The sequence below is a fragment of the Paenibacillus sp. S28 genome (assembly GCF_016624415.1).
Classification (GTDB): domain Bacteria; phylum Bacillota; class Bacilli; order Paenibacillales; family Paenibacillaceae; genus Paenibacillus_AQ; species Paenibacillus_AQ favisporus.
The window spans coordinates 354520-371260 of sequence record NZ_JACVTM010000004.1 but is presented as its reverse complement, the minus strand read 5'-3'; the positions used below and the strand labels follow the sequence as shown (position 1 = coordinate 371260).

Annotated in this window: 16 protein-coding genes; 6 read left to right on the top strand and 10 right to left on the bottom strand. The window is 53.8% G+C overall.

Annotated elements, in window-relative coordinates; all coding sequences use genetic code 11:
• Nucleotides 1-51: 51 nt before the first annotated feature.
• The 5 genes from IAE55_RS13085 to IAE55_RS13065 all read right to left on the bottom strand — a co-directional run bounded on the left by IAE55_RS13085 (nucleotide 52) and on the right by IAE55_RS13065 (nucleotide 5639).
• Entirely contained in the window at nucleotides 52-1305 is a 1254-nt protein-coding gene (locus IAE55_RS13085; RefSeq protein ID WP_200632747.1) for an amidohydrolase family protein, read from the bottom strand.
• Between the two features lie 98 nt (nucleotides 1306-1403).
• Nucleotides 1404-2711 carry an ABC transporter substrate-binding protein gene (locus tag IAE55_RS13080; RefSeq protein WP_200632745.1) on the bottom strand — a complete coding sequence of 436 codons (1308 nt, stop codon included), beginning with the start codon at nucleotides 2709-2711 and terminating at the stop codon, nucleotides 1404-1406.
• Nucleotides 2712-2885: 174 nt separating this feature from the next.
• Complete coding sequence (locus IAE55_RS13075) at nucleotides 2886-3707, bottom strand: carbohydrate ABC transporter permease (RefSeq protein ID WP_145028812.1); 822 nt, start codon at nucleotides 3705-3707, stop codon at nucleotides 2886-2888.
• Between the two features lie 14 nt (nucleotides 3708-3721).
• On the bottom strand, nucleotides 3722-4594 hold the full coding sequence (locus IAE55_RS13070) for a carbohydrate ABC transporter permease (RefSeq protein ID WP_200632743.1): 873 nt from the start codon (nucleotides 4592-4594) through the stop codon (nucleotides 3722-3724).
• Nucleotides 4595-4616: 22 nt separating this feature from the next.
• Nucleotides 4617-5639: a LacI family DNA-binding transcriptional regulator gene (locus tag IAE55_RS13065; protein ID WP_200632741.1), complete on the bottom strand. Its 1023-nt coding sequence runs from the start codon at nucleotides 5637-5639 to the stop codon at nucleotides 4617-4619.
• A gap of 647 nt (nucleotides 5640-6286) precedes the next feature.
• Here IAE55_RS13065 and IAE55_RS13060 point away from each other — a divergent pair.
• Nucleotides 6287-6721, top strand: coding sequence for a ferritin family protein (locus IAE55_RS13060; protein ID WP_105444268.1), 435 nt, complete (start codon nucleotides 6287-6289; stop codon nucleotides 6719-6721).
• Between the two features lie 35 nt (nucleotides 6722-6756).
• Here the strand turns inward: IAE55_RS13060 and IAE55_RS13055 are convergent, their stop codons facing one another.
• Both IAE55_RS13055 and IAE55_RS13050 read right to left on the bottom strand, forming a co-directional pair.
• Nucleotides 6757-7479, bottom strand: a complete 723-nt coding sequence (locus IAE55_RS13055; RefSeq protein WP_200632739.1) for an SDR family oxidoreductase — start codon at nucleotides 7477-7479, stop codon at nucleotides 6757-6759.
• The gene (locus IAE55_RS13050) at nucleotides 7479-7853 is read right to left on the bottom strand and encodes a MerR family transcriptional regulator (protein ID WP_105444267.1); all 375 of its coding nucleotides are present in this window, start codon (nucleotides 7851-7853) and stop codon (nucleotides 7479-7481) included. The genes IAE55_RS13055 and IAE55_RS13050 overlap by 1 nt, the downstream gene beginning before the upstream one ends.
• 282 nt (nucleotides 7854-8135) lie before the next feature.
• Here IAE55_RS13050 and IAE55_RS13045 point away from each other — a divergent pair, with 282 nt between their 5' ends.
• The 3 genes from IAE55_RS13045 (at nucleotide 8136) to IAE55_RS13035 (ending at nucleotide 10561) form a co-directional block, all read left to right on the top strand.
• Nucleotides 8136-9068, top strand: a complete 933-nt coding sequence (locus IAE55_RS13045) for a copper amine oxidase N-terminal domain-containing protein (protein WP_234489510.1) — start codon at nucleotides 8136-8138, stop codon at nucleotides 9066-9068.
• 98 nt (nucleotides 9069-9166) lie between these two features.
• The gene (locus tag IAE55_RS13040; protein WP_200632737.1) at nucleotides 9167-9715 is read left to right on the top strand and encodes an AAA family ATPase; all 549 of its coding nucleotides are present in this window, start codon (nucleotides 9167-9169) and stop codon (nucleotides 9713-9715) included.
• Between the two features lie 42 nt (nucleotides 9716-9757).
• Nucleotides 9758-10561 carry a CPBP family intramembrane glutamic endopeptidase gene (locus tag IAE55_RS13035; RefSeq protein WP_200632735.1) on the top strand — a complete coding sequence of 268 codons (804 nt, stop codon included), beginning with the start codon at nucleotides 9758-9760 and terminating at the stop codon, nucleotides 10559-10561.
• A gap of 117 nt (nucleotides 10562-10678) precedes the next feature.
• Here IAE55_RS13035 and IAE55_RS13030 read toward each other — a convergent pair whose 3' ends face one another.
• The 3 genes from IAE55_RS13030 to IAE55_RS13020 all read right to left on the bottom strand — a co-directional run bounded on the left by IAE55_RS13030 (nucleotide 10679) and on the right by IAE55_RS13020 (nucleotide 13043).
• Complete coding sequence (locus IAE55_RS13030) at nucleotides 10679-11047, bottom strand: sensory rhodopsin transducer (protein ID WP_105444263.1); 369 nt, start codon at nucleotides 11045-11047, stop codon at nucleotides 10679-10681.
• Nucleotides 11048-11208: 161 nt separating this feature from the next.
• Nucleotides 11209-12369, bottom strand: coding sequence for an MFS transporter (locus IAE55_RS13025; protein WP_200632733.1), 1161 nt, complete (start codon nucleotides 12367-12369; stop codon nucleotides 11209-11211).
• A 122-nt stretch (nucleotides 12370-12491) separates the two neighbouring features.
• Nucleotides 12492-13043, bottom strand: coding sequence for a PadR family transcriptional regulator (locus IAE55_RS13020; RefSeq protein ID WP_105444309.1), 552 nt, complete (start codon nucleotides 13041-13043; stop codon nucleotides 12492-12494).
• A gap of 317 nt (nucleotides 13044-13360) precedes the next feature.
• Between IAE55_RS13020 and IAE55_RS13015 the strand changes: the two genes are divergently transcribed.
• Together IAE55_RS13015 and IAE55_RS13010 are read left to right on the top strand one after the other, a co-directional pair.
• A complete protein-coding gene (locus IAE55_RS13015; RefSeq protein WP_200632731.1) occupies nucleotides 13361-15109 on the top strand; it encodes a cache domain-containing sensor histidine kinase in 1749 nt (582 codons plus the stop codon).
• Between the two features lies 1 nt (nucleotide 15110).
• The gene (locus tag IAE55_RS13010) at nucleotides 15111-16676 is read left to right on the top strand and encodes a response regulator (RefSeq protein ID WP_200632729.1); all 1566 of its coding nucleotides are present in this window, start codon (nucleotides 15111-15113) and stop codon (nucleotides 16674-16676) included.
• Nucleotides 16677-16741: the final 65 nt, after the last annotated feature.

The following is a 16741-nucleotide window of genomic DNA, read 5'->3' as shown; positions in this document are numbered from 1 at the left end:
TGACTCCCGCCTTTCTTCCAATAGCCTGCTTTTTCCGGAAACTTTTCTACATTACATATCCAGCTGGTATATCTCGATCAGGTTGTCCCGGAAAATGCGCTTGGCGAATTCCATCGCTGCCTTTTCCGTCATGCTGCCCTCCTGAACTTTCTCGGTTAACACGTCGCCCACTAGGTTCCGTACAAGCTTCAGGTGCGCATAGGTTCCTTCGATATGGTTGTAGTCGCCGCCGAATCCCTGGATCTTCGACTGCGGCACCATCTCGATCATTTGATGCAGAATCTGCTTGCCGATCGTCGGCGAGATGATATGCACCCAGGTAAAGTCGGTGTAAACGTTCGGATAATTTTTCGCAATGCTCAAATACGATTGATGGTAAGGAAAACCGCAGTGCAGCAGGACGAATTTGGCGTCCCGGTACTGCGCCAGCAGCGGCAGCAGCAGCTCCGCGTTCGAGTTGGTCAGGATGTTGCCGTTGCCGGACACGCTCGATTCATGATGGCCGGTGTGAATCTGGATCGGCAGCTCATAGGCGATGGAACGCTGGATGATGAAATGAATGAGGTAGTCCTGCAGCGCCATCGTCTCTTCCTTCGACAGCCCGTCTTGCAGCGTATAGCCCAGCAGCCGGTTGAAGACGATCTCCGCTTCGTGGAACGTCGGCTTGGTGCTGGCGAGGCTCCGCCAATACGCATGGCCCAGCTTCGTTGCGACCATTCCTTCCTGTTTGTATCTATGCAATAAGGCATCCACTGCTTCGAGATAGCCCGGGAACGAATGCACATGCACCCCTGCGGCGTTCTCCACGTCGTGAATATCCTTGAGTGTTCGAAGTTTAAAGGTAAAATCCATAAACATGATCGGCCGGAACAATTCGTAATCCAATTGCGTGGTTTGGATCAGCGTGAACGCCAGGTCAATTTTTGAGCGTTCGTACAGCACCTCCCGGTACCAGTCCGGGTTATTCGTCGCCGCCTTAACTTTATCATTAACCTCCAGAATGCCTTGGACCGTCCAATCTTCAAAGCCGTACAGGTCCTTCATGGCCGTCCGGAACATGTTCGCGTACGTGGTGTTGTTTGCGCGCTGCCAGTACTGCAGGAAGGTAGCCGCTTTCTCTTCGTCACTGCGCAGCCGGCTGCTTAAAGCCCCGCGCTGCATCCCTGCCGTAATGAAGTCGGAATCAAGGTAATGCATCAGGGAGAAAAAATCCTGCTGCTCTCTTTGTCTGATCTGCGGAGTTGCCAAATGCTCGTGTCCGTCGATGATCCGTAGTTCGCTGATATAATCATGTATGCTGCTCATCGGGCCTTTCTCCTTCCAAAAATGGAGCGGCTGCTCCTCTTCTCATCCGAACAGCAGCCGCGTCTATTTATCTGTCGTTTCTGCCCCTGACCGGGCGATCAGTCCACATTCAGCTCAGGGAAAGCGTTCTTCACTTCTTTTTTAAAGTCTGTCACGACGTCGTCAAAGTTGCGGTTGTTGGTGACACCGTCGCCTGCAACCTTTCTCCACTTGCTCATGATGTCTTCGCCGTATTTATCCGGTTTCGTTGCCGGGATTTTCACGACGGTTTCGTAATAAGGCTTCAGGACATTTTCGTCGCCGAACAGCGGAGATTTGTACGTATCCAGGTTGGCCTCGTACACTTTGCCGTTACCCGGCATGTTGCCCGTTTTCTCCAGGTTGTGCTGCTGCCACTCTTCCCCGGCGATATATTTGATGAACTCATACGCCAGATCCTTGTTCTTGGATTTTTCGTAGATGCCGCGGTACGTTCCGCCAGAGTAGAAGCCTTCCGGCGTTTTGGCTACACCGTACTTGCCTTTGGCCTTGTCGTCCTTGTTATCGACCATAAACCCGGCCCATGCCGGCATCGAAGTCAGCACGACGCTGCCGTCGTTCAGCGCGTTGCCCCAGCCCGCCGACATGAACGGAAGCTTGGCGTCCACGTTGTTTTTACGGATATCCAGCTGCGTCTGATAGATCGTCTGCCATTTCGGATCGATGTTCAGCTTGCCGTCCTTCACCCACGGCTGGGTGTTGTAGGCTTCAATATCGAACAGGTCGCCGGCGTTTTGGATCAGATGCACTTTGCCGCCGCTGTCCGCTGCCACCTTTTTGCCGAGCTCAATGATTTTGTCCCACGAGCTGACCATATCGCTGACCTTGTCGGGATCATCCGTACCAAGGTACTTCTTGGCTGTATCGCGCAGATACCAGAAGCCGCCCGGAGAAGAGTGGTCGGAAATCGCCCGCAGCTTGCCGTCCTGGGAGCGTCCCAGCTCTTGAACGTAAGGGATGTAATCTTTCACCAGATCCTCGGCGCCCATCGCAGACAGGTCCGTCAAAAACTTCGAATCGATGAATTTGCCGATATATCCGCGCTCCAAGTCGAAAATATCGGGAACGTCGCGGCCGGACTGCAGCGCGGTCAGCAGCTTCGTCTGGTATTGGTCGCCCGGGAACATTTTGACGTCTACCGTGACGCCGGGATTTTTCGCCTGAAACTGGTCGGCCATGTCCTTCACCTGGTCAAAGAACGTCCAGATGACCAAGTGGCCCTTGAGCTCGCCGGATTCGGCGGCTTTGCCGGAGTCGTCTCCGCTTGCCGTACTGCTGCTGTCCGAAGCCTTGCTTCCGCATCCGGCCAGCATGCTGCCGACCAGCAGAACGGACAGCACCATCATCAGCCATTTCTTCGTTTTCAAAACCGATCTCCCCTTTTGGTCGTGATTGAAGTGCATGCGTAACATGTGCCCGCAATTTGTAGAACGCTTTCAACTGACTGTGTTATCATGGCGGTCACTGCGCCGTTTCCCGGTCATCACCTCTTTCCCTGGAGTCTGAAAGTCAAACCGGCGTGGATAGCCTGCTCCGACCGGTCAGCCTTTGACCGCTCCCGCCGCCACGCCGTCGATAATCCGTTTGGACATGAACGAGAAGAAGACGAGGATCGGCACGACCGCAATCACGATGCCCACATACTGTGCGCCAAAGTCTGATGTAAACTGGGATTTCAGGCTCGCGATCATGACCGGCAGCGTCTGCAGGTTGTTGTCGAAGAGGACGATCATCGGCGTGAGAAAATCGTTCCATTTGCCGATAAAAGCAAAGATCCCCAGCGTGGCAAGCCCCGGACTCATAATCGGCAGCACGATCCGGTTGAAAATCTGCCACTCGCCATACCCGTCCATTCGGCCCGATTCAATGATTTCCGTCGGCACCGAGGAATCCGCGAACTGCCGCATCAGGAAAATCCCGAAAGCGTTGTGGATCGACGGCAAAATGAGCGGCCAGTACGTGTTCAGCATGTTCAGCGAATCCATCAGCTTGAAGAAACCGATGATGCCGAGTTGGCCCGGAATCATCATCGTGCCGAGCACAAACAGGAACAGTACGTTTTTGTACTTAAAGTTGTATTTCGAGAAGCCGTACCCGGCCAGTGCCGCAAAGTACACGTTAATGATCGTCGATGTGACGGTGATCAGGACGGTGTTCCCGAAGCCCCGCCAAATGTTGACCGTGTCCTTCAGCCTCGCGTAGTTGTCGAGGAACTGGTCTCCCGGAATGAGCAGCAGCTTGCGCGCGATATCCGAGTTGGCATGGGTCGACGTTATGATCATGCTGTAGAAGGGCAGCAGGCATGTCGCCGCCACGGCGATGAGAAAGAGGTACAGAATGCCTCGGGTAAGTATTTTAGCCATGAAGGTGGACCTCCTTAATCCTTCAGCTTCGACGCTTTGGCCGTAATGGCCGTAAAGAACATGACCACAAAGAAAATTCCGTAGGCGACCGCCGCCCCGTAGCTGTAATCAAAGTTTTTGAAAGCCGTTTCATATAAGTACATGACCATCGTTCTGGAGGAGTTGCCCGGCCCGTCTCCGAGCATGAGCGGCGCATCGAACAGCTGCAGGCCGCCAATGACCGACGTAATGAACACGAACAGGAATACCGGGCGGAGCAGCGGCAGCGTAATGTGCATCGCCGTCTGCTTTTTGCTCGCCCCATCCACTTCCGCGGCTTCATACACTTCTCTCGGAATGCCCTGAAGTCCGGCGATAAAGACGATCATGTTAAACCCGAAGTACTGCCAGCAGATGACCCCCGATGCGATGATTCTGGACCACCATGGGCTGTTAAACCAGTTGACCGGATCGTGAATGATCCCCAGACTCATGAGCAGCTTGTTGATCGTCCCGGTCTGCCAGTCGAACATGAGGGAGAAGATGACCCCCAGTGTGACCGGCGTAATGATGTGAGGAAAGAAATAGACCGCCCGGAAGAAATGCTTGCCCCGGATAAAGCGCTCGTTCAGCACCAGCGCGAGCAGCACCGATAAGATGAGCTGGGGAACATTGGATAGAATCCAGATAATAAGCGTGTTGCCTATCGTCTGATAAAAGAAGCTGTCGTGCAGCAGGCGTGAATAATTCGCCAGCCCCACATAGACCGGATCCGAAAATCCGTCCCATTTCATGAAGCTGAGGTAGAGCGTGTACAGAATCGGCATCAGCCCGAATACGGCAAAGCCGATGAAGAAAGGCGCCACAAAGATGTAACCGTAAAATGACCTGTTGACCTTGGAGCCCATCGTATTCACCCCTTTTTACACTTTACTTGGTTCCGCAAGAGTCCCGGACGATGAGCTTCGGCTTCAGCAGATGGATCGCTTCCTCACTCTTGTCCTGGACGCCTTCAATTTGCTGAAACAATCCTTCCGCCGCTTTTCGGCCGATGGCTTCAAAGGGCTGGCGCACCGTCGTCAGCGACGGGTACACCCATTCCGAGATCGAAATGTCGTCATACCCGACGACCGACATCTGCTTGGGCACGTTCAGCCCGTGCTCCTGGATGGCCCGCAGCGCCCCGGTTGCCGCTTCGTCGTTGGAGCCGATAACGGCCGAGAAGCCTTTGCCCTCCAGCAGCTGCTGCATGGCCTGATATCCGCCTTGGCTGCTCCAGTCCGACTCCACCACCCATTCCGGACGGTAGGTTAACCCAAGCGTTTCCATCGCCTGCAAATAACCGTTAAAACGGTGCTGGTTCGCTGCGGCATGCTGCGGTCCGGAAATGTATGCGATCTCCCGGTGGCCCAGGCTGTGCAAGTATCCGACGATATCGTAGACCCCCGCCGCATTGTCCACGTCGACCGCGAAGATGCCGTCCTTGCCGCCGTGATCCCCGATCAGCGCGATCGGATACTGCGAGTCCCTGATTCTCTCCAGGTCTTCATCTTTGCGCTTTTGGAAGCTCACCAGGATCACTCCGTCGACCTGCCCTTCGTACAGAAGGTTGAGAAAGGATATTTCTTCGGCATAGTTGGAAGTCCAGCTCAGGAAGGTGCAATTGTATCCCTTCAGATTGGCTACTCCCTCAATGCCCCGGATGATGCCGGAATAGAAAATATTCGAAATGTTGTCGACGACGACCGCGATGCTGTTCGTCCGGTCAAGCACCAGCCTGCGGGCATTGGCGTTGCGGTGGAAATTCAGCTCCTTGATGGCTTTATCCAGCGCTTCCTGCGTTGCTTTTTTAACCTGCTGCCCGTTCAGGTAACGGGACACGGTGCTTTTGCTTGTTCCTGCCAATCTGGCGACATCGTGAATGGTTGGACCCACTGTTATCACTCTCTCCATGTATCGTTTCCCATGTTTCGGCCCCTTCACTTGCCTATCCCGCTGATGCGGAATCGATGGCAAGATACAGCACGAATACCATTTTTGGGAACGTTCCCATTTTACCAGACAGCCTAGGTCCAAGAAAAGGACTTGTTTGGCAGAAGCCGCCATTTCTTTACCGGAAGGATTCACGGCACTAGCAGTTGGTTGTCTGTCCCCCGTCTTAGAGCTATCCATACAGCCTCTATGAGGTTCCCGTCTTGACAAGTTTCCGTCACGGCCCTCCAATCACCCGCTGCCAACTCCAATTTGGGAACGTTCCCAAAATGGAGGAAATGCCTCTCCCAGCTTTGCTTCGTCAGAGTTCATGTGGACGGGAAAGGATCCAACAGGAAGCCGAATGACCGGATCAAACCGATGGAAATTTTGGGAACGTTCCCGTTTTGGTGCAATAACTTGATTAAGATGGGTCTATAATAGCGCTTCCAGGATGGGGTGTCAACGGGTATTTCAAAAATAAAAAATAACCATTTTATGGGTTGCGTTTATGGGTAGCGGCTTATCTTTGTCCCTCCCAACTATTTTTTCCTAAATGAATGACATTTGCCCAAGAAGCTGAATAGGGTGAAGAAAAGCCTATATTTGCGAAGGGAGATACACCAAGGATGTATTACTATACGTGGGACTATCGGGCTCCGGCCTCATCCATCGCCGATCTCGAGAAAGCCATCAACGGAGAATACTCCGCCATCGCCTGCTATGAACGGCTGGCGGGTGCGGCGCCAAGCGAAGAAGAACGCACACAGATCATGGAGATCCGTAAAGACGAAATCAGACACTATCAAACGTTTGCCGGGCTGTACACGTCCCTGACCGGAAGACAGCCGGCACCTGTCATCAATGAGCCCTGTCCCTCCGTCTACCGGGATGGCCTCCACTTTGCCTTCAAGGATGAACAGAACACGGTGGACTTCTACCATGAAGCCGCCGAACGGGCATCCGATCCGGCCGTGAAGCAGGCCTTCCTCAGGGCAGCCGCCGATGAGCAGAACCATGCCGTTTGGTTTTTGTACTTTCTTACAAAGCAGGCCAGGGAGTAACCCCTGGCTATTCATTTTTGGGAAACTCTCTCCGTTCACCAGGCAATAGCCCGCCGTTCCCGGAAATATCCACCGCTGGGGCCGTCCTCTCCCGCAGTGGCCAGCCACACGGCCGTATCGGCCCCCTCCGCCACCGAGTGCGGAGCGTCCGACCCGCCCATATCGGTCCGCACTCTGCCGGGGCAGACTGCATTCGTTTGAATGCCGTATGCCGCGGTTTCCTGGTCCACCAGCACCGTCAGCGCATTCAGCATCGTTTTGGAAATCCGGTATGCGGAGGAAGAACCCTTAAGTCCGAGGAGACCCTGCATTACCTCAAAGGAACCGAGACCGGACGACATGTTGACGATCCGCCCGTACCCTTGCTCCTTCATCAGCGGCACCACCGCCTGGATCATGCGCAGCGCGCCGAAGAAGTTGGTCTCCAGCGTTTCTGTCATCACATCCTCCTCCACGTCCAGGACGGATACGCCCCGATCCAGAATGATGCCCGCGTTGTTAACAAGGACGTCCAGCCTGCCGTGCTCCTGCCGGATTCGATCCATCATCGCATCAATGCTTCCCGGATCTTGCAGATCCACTGCCTGGACCTCCAGCTCAAGCCCTTCCGAGCGCAGTTCGGAAACGGCTTGCCACCCCCTCTCTTCGCTCCTGCAGCCGATGATCACATGCAGCCCTTTGTGCGCCAACTGTCTGGCGATTTCTTTGCCGATACCGCGATTCCCGCCGGTGACCAGCACTACCCGCTTGCTGCTCATCAGTGATCGCCTCCTTCCTTCAGTTGACGTCTCCAAGCGGTTAGGCATTCCCGCAAATGGTCTTCCGCTTTTCGAAGCGTGTCGATCCGCTCCCCAATCTCCGCCAGCTTGGCTTCCCCCACCCGGATTGCTCCGGGCAAACATTCCCGCCGAACCTCCTCCGATCCCGCGCACGGATAGGCATCGCTGATTTCTTTGGCGCTTAGTCCAAGGCTGAAGTACAGCTGAATGATCCGGACTCGCTCAACATCGGACAAGCTGTACTCCCGGTATCCGTTATCCAGCCGGACGGGATGAAGCAGCTCCTTCTCCTCGTAATACCGCAGTGAGCGCAGGCTGACGCCCGTCGCGCGGGACAGCTCGCTGATATGCATTTATCGTCACTCCTTTTTATCGGCCATACAGCCGGTTCATCGATGTAACGCAAGTGTAATCCCTCACATCATGTGAAGGTCAAGCGGTGATTTGCCGGGTAGATTTATCATCAACTCTGATCGATGGGCTGTCCGGTAAATTTTCTGGTAAGTGCACTGGAAAACGGGGCTGGTTGAGGCCATGACCTCGGTCTTTGTGGGGCGCTGGTTAAGATGTAATGAAGTCATACTTTCTCGTTTTTAGGACGTCTATATATAGGAATATCTAAACAGGAGGGACGAATGATGAAGAAAATCACCATGGCCTCGATTTCATTTCTCTGCGCAGCAGCTATCTTGCTGCCGGATCACAGCATCGGTACAGCAGCAGCAAGAACCAATAGTGGAACTCATGTCATCATCAATAATCAAGATCTGGCACCAAAAGATGTCCTTATAAAAAACAACCAAATATTTATTAGCTTCACTGAAGCTAAAGCGCTAGATAATATAACTTTCCAATGGAATCATGCTGCAAAACAAGTGACCGCAAAAGGCAAGGATACCAACCTATTGCTCACCATCAACAGAACAACCGCCCTGAAAAACGGAAAAGCTGTGAAGTTAAACACGGCTCCGTTTATCTATGATGGAAAAACGATGATCCCCCTGCGATTTGTCACTGAAACCATGGGCGGCTCTGTTACCTGGAATCCATCCACTCAGACAGTATACATCGCAAAGGCAAGCTCATATTTAGCCAGTGATCTCAAGAGTGATGAGTTAAGCGTTGCAAGGAATGCAGCGATCAATCTTCCAAGAGTGTCACTGCTGCCTAAAATAAATACTCCCACTTACGAGACTTCAAGTATCCAGTATTATTTTCCTGAAAAAGTGCACGATCAATTTTTCGAAAAAAACAACAATGCCATCAGTTATTTTGAAATTTCTGGTCATACCGCTTATTTGAAATGGCAAGGTCTAATCACCAATACAGCAAGTACTCAAAAGCAGCTGTATTTTATTAACGGAACGATAACCAACGAAATTGGAACACGGCCTTCCGTTAAAGACTCCACATTCGCCGCCTTCCGTTGGATGCCGCATATCGGATCGACCGGCTATAGCTTGATTCATAAGGACAATTGGAACGATGTTGTTTACAAGGAAACGGAAGTGGAATCAAATAACGCAAAACCAAACTATATTATTGTTCAAATTCCTGAAGAAGAATAGATACTAGCCTAGTAACCCGGTGGATCGAAATGTTGGACTGATCAGGCAGGATCTCCCTTCCGGAGAATCGAATTTATCGTTAACGGGAGGCGAGGATCATGGCAGTTTATAGACCGGACAGTGCGAAGACACCGGACAAAATTCGCATTATCGGCTCGGTCGGCAGCGGCAAATCGACTTTGGCAAGAGCGTTGTCCGACCAATTGGGCATCCCTTATTATGAATTGGATAATATGGTGTGGAGGCGCACGGACCATGGAGACGTGAAGAACAGCTTCGAGGAAAGAGACCGCATCCTGAACGGGATTCTCGAGCAGAACCGGTGGATTATCGAGGGCGTCCATTATCAGTGGGTGCAGCGGAGCTTCGCGGACGCGGACCTGATCGTTTACGTCGATACGCCGATCTGGGTCCGCAATTACCGCATACTGAAGCGTTTTACCGTGCAAAAGCTGGGGCTGGAGCAAGGAAACTACAAGCAGTCGTTTGACATGCTCCGCAAAATGTACAAATGGAATTACCAGCATGCGAAAAAGGAAAAGCCGGAAATTATGCAGATCGTGGAGCCATACCGCGGAAAGCTGCGGATGATCCGCAATTCGTCTGTGCGGCAAGCTTTAATGCTGCCCGAAAAGGCCCGGCCCTGAATGGCCGGCAAGTCACAATAACGTAATGAGGTAATATTCTTTATGAAAAATTTCACATCTCATCATTCTTCTCCTTCAATTTGGATCTATTTTGGTTTGGTTTTTGTCTTATCTATTCCGTTTTGGTTATTAGGTATGGCGGCCACCATACAAAAGGACATACCGATCAACCTCCCCATCAGCGCTTTGATGTTTGTATGTCCTATGATTGCTGCTTTGATCCTGGTTTATCAGAAAGATCGAACTCAAGGTATTAAAGATTTATGCAGGAAAATACTTCGCATTAAAATAGAGCGCAAAAGCTGGTATATTCCGGTTTTTCTTTCCATGCCGCTGATCATGGTTATTTCTTACGGAGTTATGAAGAGCCTGCTACCGTCCGTACCCCCACTGTCATTTTCTCCTCTAACAGTCGTTGGTTTGTTTTTGCTTTTTATTGTTCCTGGGCTATGTGAAGAGATTGGTTGGCAAGGATATGTATATGACAAGCTTGAAAATCGATGGAACGCATGGACTGCTAGTGTAATGCTAGGGGTCATTTGGCAAGTATGGCACGTCATTCCGCATCTTCAAACGGACCATTCTGCAATGTGGATCGTATGGCAATGTGCAAGCTCCGTCTTATTACGGGTTTTGATTGTTTGGGTCTATAAAAACACAGATAAAAATATCATTGCGGCAGTTATTGTTCATACGATGAATAATGTTTGTTCCTTCCTGCTTCCTAATTATGATTCGAGCTACGCTACTTTTTCCGTTTTTCTTGTAACAGCCTTAGTGGTTATGCTGATCACTTTTTTATGGGGAAAAACATTAACACAGTATAGATTTCATTCCAAGGCGTGAGTCCCTAAATGTAACATAAATACCCCAGCCTCTTCTAAGAAGTGGCCAGGGCATGGCTGCCGGCTTATTTAAAGCCCTTTACCTCGAACAGCACCCGTGCTCCCTCCCGGCGCAGTTTTACTCCTTCACCGGATAGGCCATGACGCTCATCAGCGCGTTCTCGGCCTGCGTAGAATCCAGCCGGCTGTACTGCACAAAAATCGGCGCGCTGCCGGTGACCTCCATGGCATAAGGAACCCCTTTCGGTATGTACTTCCCTTCCACGTTCAGATGGGCCGTGCGGATATGATGCGTCCGCTGCCCCCCCACAGTCGCCGTCATGCCCAAGAGCGGTTCCCGGTCTTCGAAAAAAGCGTTGACCGTCACCGTCACTTCTTCTCCGCTTAAGTTCAGCACGCAAATCGATTCGTGGCTTTCCAGCTGGCCGCTGCTCGTCGGTGGAATGTACCCGTCGGGAATAATCCACTGTAACTGACCTTTGGACATTCGAATCCCTCTTTTCGAAAAAAGTTTTGCCGTGCCTCCTTAGCTAAGGCCATAGGACGGAGACGCGGCTTTTTTCCATTATAAACCTCTCAGGGAAGCGATTACATCCAATATTCCTTTCTTATTGGTTAAAAAACAGGGCGCGCTGCTAACCGTTCTTATTATTCCACGGCCGCCTGCTCCACCTGCCGCTTCGCCAGCGGTTTGCGGACGAACGCCAGAAAGATCAGCGCTGATACGGCGACGGACCCGGCGCAGACGCCGAACAGCGTATTGTACCCCGTATACTGCGACACCCAGCCCAGCAGGATGGAACCCAGGCCGATGCCGAGGTCGAAGGCGGTCATGTACGAAGCGCTGGCCGCGCCCCGCCGCTCCGGATCCGCAAGCCGCAGGTTCACCGCCTGCATGGCCGGCTGAGCCGAGCCGAAGCCGATGCCGTACAGCACGGCGGCGGTGATGACGCCGGCAAGCCCGCCGGCGAAGGCAAGGGCGAGCAGCCCCGCCGCCGTAACGGCCAGCGCCGGCACGATCACGTAAGCTTCGCCGAGCCGGTCGGCCAGCTTGCCGGCCACCGGCCGCGCCAGCGTCAGCGCCAGGGCGTAGACGAGAAAGAAGGTGCCGGCGTTCACCCGGACCGATTCGGCAAAGAGCGGCAGAAACGTTGTGATCCCGCCGTAAGCCGCCGACAGGAAAAACAGCGACGAGGTGACGGGAAGCACCGATTTTTCGAAAAAGACGATTTTCCGCCGCTCCGCCTTGACCTGAGACGGAATTCGGGTCAGAAAGACGAGAATGAAGGCCGCGGCGGACAAGCCGGTCGCCAGCAGAAACAAATCGTGAAATGAGCCGCTCTGGTGCACCCAGGTCCCGAGCATCGGTCCGACCGCCATGGCGATCGTCATCGCCAGGCCAAACCAGCCCATACCTTCACCGCGCCGCTGAACGGGAATAATGTCGGTGACCGACGTGCTGACCGCCGTGGTAGAGAGCGCCCAACTGGCTCCATGAAGGATCCGCAGTCCGAGAAGAACGGCGATCCCCCCAACCCAGTCATACAGATACATGGATAATACGAAGAACAGTAATCCCCAAATCATAAAGGGCCTTCGGCCGTAACGGTCGAGCAGCCCGCCGACAATGGGACGAAACAGGACCGCGCTCAGCGTGAACACGCCGGTCACGAGCCCGACTTGGGATTCGTCCCCGCCCATCTCCTTGATAAAGAGCGGCATCGTCGGCAAAAGCAGGTAAAACCCGGTGAAGAGCACCAGCATGCCGGCCGTGATTTGAATAAAAGACCTCGTCCAGAGCCTTTCCATGGATGAATTCCTCCCTAACCATAAATTAAAGTGGTTTCATGCGCTCCAAATCTTCTGGAATCATAGTGCTGGTTCAATCCCTATGGCGATATTCCTGATCGTCATCTTTCACGACATTTCCATCAATCTTCCTCGGCCTGGATCCGCTCGATCTCTGCCGTGATCCAGGCTTCATCCGCCTCTCCCAGCCGTTTGCGGTAATCAAACATCCGGAGCAGCTGTTTCCGCTGCTTGGCAGGTTCCGGCTGCTGAGATTGCAGATACGCCTCAAACCGGGACACATACTCCCGGCTTCTTCGAATGATCTGCAGGTAATCCTCCAGACAGGCCAGGCGGACCTCCTTGGTCACGTAGCCGAAATACACCATTTTGAACCTGAAAATCAGCGCGGCCTCTGCTTCCGGGTTCGGCTCAAGCGTCTCCTTCATCAGCTCTTCAAAGCGCTGCCGGCCGGCATCGGTAATCGCGTATATTTTCCGGGTTCGCCCGCCCTTCGTCTCTTCTTCGATCCGCAGATGAATCCACCCGGCCTCCGTCATCCGCGACAAAAGCGGGTACAGCGTGCCGGAGCTGATTTTACGGCCGAGTCCCACCGCGTTATTCAAGACGTCCTGGAGCATATATCCGTGCTTCTCACCTGTCATCAGCTCGCCCAGAACGAACAGTTCGTACACCCCTCTCACCTCCGTTATATATGTCGTTTCGATATATATTATATGTCGGATCGACATATTTGCAAGCCCCTATTTTGAAAAGTTCCCCACCTTTTTTAAATAGAAAAAGGCGGTCTCTGCAGAGGATCCCATATGAGGCTTCGGTCTAATAAACATGCAAAATCACGACACCAGGCCATCCCAATACCGATATCCCAAAGGTATCCGAATCGTCCCTAGGTCCCGGTCCTAGGCCTCTCCTGCCTGTTGACAGCGTTTCCAAAGCGATGACATAATGTTGTACAAAAATCCCGCCTAGGCGGGCGGAGGGAGTAGCCGTGCAGACTTGGAAGAGCCGATTCAGGCATATGAAAATCAAGAACAAGCTGTCCATCCTGATCGCATTTATCGTTGCCATGACCTTTGCCTTTGCCCTGATCGTGCAGCAGTACGCCTTCTCGGTGTACGACGAGCAGCTGTACGTGAAGTCCTCCCGCGTGCTGTACCTGTCGTCTTCTGCGATCGAAAAAGAGCTCGAACGCCTCGAGCAGCTGTCATTCAACATCATCACCGACACGCAGATCCAGTCCCAGCTCAAATCCATCGCCCAAAGCGACTCCGATTACGATCGCCTGACCCTGCGCAAGCACATGGTCGACAGGCTCCTCACCTATGTCGGGTCCGAGCCCTCCCTCTACTCGATCCACATGGTCGATGCGGCCGGAGCACAGCAGGATGTAGGCAGCCTGGTTCCCATCCAGGCCGGAAAGCGGGACGTGATCCTCAGGCTGGCGGACAACGCCGAAGGCCAGGCGCGCTGGACCTTCCCCGACGCATCCGATCCGGCCCTGATCCTGGCCCGTCAAGTCCGTTCCTACTCGGGCACCATGTTCGACCTGCAGGATATCGGCACCATTTTCATGCGGATCAACATGGAGCGGATCGTGCACGAGCTTGGCGCCGGGGAAGGCGACCTCATCGTGACCTCCGGGCCAGACGTCATTTATCCCTCGCAGCCGCATTTCGATCCCGCCCTCATCCAGAGCTCCATCACATCCGAGACCGGATATTTTATCAAGGAAGTTCAGGGAAAAACGTACTTTGTCGCCTACAACCGTTCCACCGCAACCGGGTGGACCTATTTGAACGTGACCCCGTTCAACCAAATTTTCCGGCAGATCGTCCTGATCAAGGAAATCGTTATCGGTGTCTTCATTCTGATTTTCGCCTTCGCCATTCTGTGGGGCATCCGTTTCTCCCGGGGACTGACCCGTCCGATCGAGAATCTAATCGCCCGCATGAAGCTCGCAGAGAAGGGGAACTTCGCCGAAGCGAACATTCTTGCCGGCGACCAGGAGCCGCCCGCGATGGACGAACTCGGCCTGCTGCACCGGACGTTCCGCCTTATGGTGGAGAGGATCAACGATCTGATCACTGAAAATTACGCCAGCCGCCTCCTGATCAAGGAGACCGAGTTCAAGGCGCTGCAGGCGCAGATCAACCCGCATTTTCTGTACAACACGCTGGAGTCCATCAACTGGATGGCCAAAATCAACAAACAGACGCAAATTTCGCAAATGGTGCAGGCGCTGGCGTTTCTGCTCCGCAATTCGGTCAGCCTGAAGGAGCCGATCCTGACGCTGAAGGATGAGCTGGAAATGGTGCAGCATTACATCACGATCCAGAAATTCCGGTTTGAAGAACGCCTGTCCTTCCACATGGACGTTCCCGAACGGGAGCACTTCCGGAAAATTCCGAAGCTGACGCTCCAGCCCCTGCTCGAAAACGCGATTCATTATGCGCTGGAGCCTTCCGTCGGCACGTGCACCATTTCCTTGACCAGCCGGGAGGAAGCGGACGCGTTTATCCTCATCGTCGAAGACGACGGCCCGGGCATGGCGTCAGATACGCTCGAGCTGCTGCGGGAAGGCAGGCTGACCACGGCGGGGAACGGCATCGGCCTGCTTAACATCGACGAGCGAATCCGCTTTGCGTTCGGCGAGAATTACGGACTTTTCATCGACAGCATCCCCGGTCAGGGGACCCGCATTCATATCAGGTTACCGAAAGAAACGGAGGGATCCTAACATGTATAAAGTGCTTTTGGTGGATGACGAACGCATCATATTGGACGGCATTTCGCAAATGGTCGACTGGCAGGCCTTCGGGACAGAGCTGATGGGAACGGCCCAGAACGGATTGCAGGCTTTCGACCTGATCGCAGCTGATCCGCCGGACATCGTCATCAGCGACATCCGGATGCCCGGACTCGACGGGCTTGGGCTGGTCGCCCAAACCTATGCCACCCACCCGAACGTCAAATTTGTGCTGCTGTCCGGATTCGGGGAGTTCGAGTACGCCAACCGGGCCATGCAGTACGGGGTCAAGCACTACCTCCTTAAGCCGACCGACGAGACCAAAATCGCCGAGGCGCTGAAGGAAGTGACGGCCGAGCTGGATCAGGAACGCCGGCGGGAAGCTTTTACCCTGGACATGAAACGCCGCTTTGAAAAAGTCATCCCCCACGTCAAAGAACAGGTCCTCCGCGAGTTCGTCACTAATAAAACCTACGGACGGCGGGATCTCGAGGAATACCGCAGCCTGCTTCCCTGCGACTTCGGACGTCCCGTCCGGCTGCTGCTCTGCCACATTGAGGGCGAAGCCGATTACGAGCACCAATTTGCCGTCAAAAATATCGCCGAAGACCTGCTGCAAACGACGCTGATGAGCACGACACTGGGCGACCACGCGCTGATCCTCATCTCAGGCCCTGAGGACCAGGAGCTGCTTCACAGCCAACTGCAGGATATCCGCCGCGCCTTTCGGCTGTATTACAAAATGAACGTGACCGTCGCCGTCAGCGATCCCGGTCCGATTACATCCGCGCGGAAGCTGTACCGTGAAACGCTGCAGTGCCTGAACTACCGCTTCTATCTGGACGAGAGCGGGATCATTACACGGAAGGACACGTTTGTGCCCGACGGCGGCGTCAGCGAGTTCGCCTTTGACGAAGAGCGCCTGATGCTGCCGGTGCGCTCGGGTGACCGCGAGGAGGCCTCGCTTGCCCTGGCCGAGTTCATCGCCGAGCTCAAGCGAGCCCAGCTCAGCATTGAAATGACGAAGTCGTACGCGATTTCGATGTACGCCGCGCTGGTGCGCCTGGACGGACCGGAACGGATGGCGGAGGCCTACAAGCGGATCTCCGAGATCGCCGACATGGGCTCGCTGCAGGCGATTCAGTCGTTCCTGGAGGAGACGGTCCGGGATATGACCGGGCGCAACTACGAACGGAACGCGTTCAAATACAACGCCATCGTGCGGAAGGTGATTGACATCGTAGAGGAGCAGATCGGCAACGCCTCCCTGTCGCTGAACCTCGTCGCGCACGAAATGCTGTACATGAACGCCGACTATCTAGGCAAGCTGTTCAAAAAGGAGACCGGCGAGAAGTTCTCCAACTACGTCATGCGCATCCGTATCCAGCGGGCGACCGAGCTGATGGCCGAAAACCCCGATGCCAAAATATTCGAGATGGCCGAGCAGCTCGGCTTCGGCGACAACCCGCAGTATTTCAGCCAGGTGTTCAAAAAACAGATGGGCTGTACGCCGTCGGAGTATATCCGGAAGCTGACGGGCGGCATCTCTGCTTTTTAAACAAACAGGTCGGTTTTTTTCCTTACCCAGATCGCCGCAAGCGTTGATAATTGGAAATGTAAGCA

Bases quoted from the DNA above. Each gene is read 5' to 3' on its own strand.
- IAE55_RS13070 (WP_200632743.1), bottom strand. From the start codon at position 4,594: ATGGGCTCCAAGGTCAACAGGTCATTTTACGGTTACATCTTTGTGGCG.
- IAE55_RS13035 (WP_200632735.1), top strand. From the start codon at position 9,758: ATGAAAAATTTCACATCTCATCATTCTTCTCCTTCAATTTGGATCTAT.
- IAE55_RS13025 (WP_200632733.1), bottom strand. From the start codon at position 12,369: ATGGAAAGGCTCTGGACGAGGTCTTTTATTCAAATCACGGCCGGCATG.
- IAE55_RS13040 (WP_200632737.1), top strand. From the start codon at position 9,167: ATGGCAGTTTATAGACCGGACAGTGCGAAGACACCGGACAAAATTCGC.
- IAE55_RS13030 (WP_105444263.1), bottom strand. From the start codon at position 11,047: ATGTCCAAAGGTCAGTTACAGTGGATTATTCCCGACGGGTACATTCCA.
- IAE55_RS13010 (WP_200632729.1), top strand. From the start codon at position 15,111: ATGTATAAAGTGCTTTTGGTGGATGACGAACGCATCATATTGGACGGC.
- IAE55_RS13085 (WP_200632747.1), bottom strand. From the start codon at position 1,305: ATGAGCAGCATACATGATTATATCAGCGAACTACGGATCATCGACGGA.
- IAE55_RS13045 (WP_234489510.1), top strand. From the start codon at position 8,136: ATGATGAAGAAAATCACCATGGCCTCGATTTCATTTCTCTGCGCAGCA.
- IAE55_RS13055 (WP_200632739.1), bottom strand. From the start codon at position 7,479: ATGAGCAGCAAGCGGGTAGTGCTGGTCACCGGCGGGAATCGCGGTATC.
- IAE55_RS13075 (WP_145028812.1), bottom strand. From the start codon at position 3,707: ATGGCTAAAATACTTACCCGAGGCATTCTGTACCTCTTTCTCATCGCC.
- IAE55_RS13065 (WP_200632741.1), bottom strand. From the start codon at position 5,639: ATGGAGAGAGTGATAACAGTGGGTCCAACCATTCACGATGTCGCCAGA.
- IAE55_RS13050 (WP_105444267.1), bottom strand. From the start codon at position 7,853: ATGCATATCAGCGAGCTGTCCCGCGCGACGGGCGTCAGCCTGCGCTCA.
- IAE55_RS13060 (WP_105444268.1), top strand. From the start codon at position 6,287: ATGTATTACTATACGTGGGACTATCGGGCTCCGGCCTCATCCATCGCC.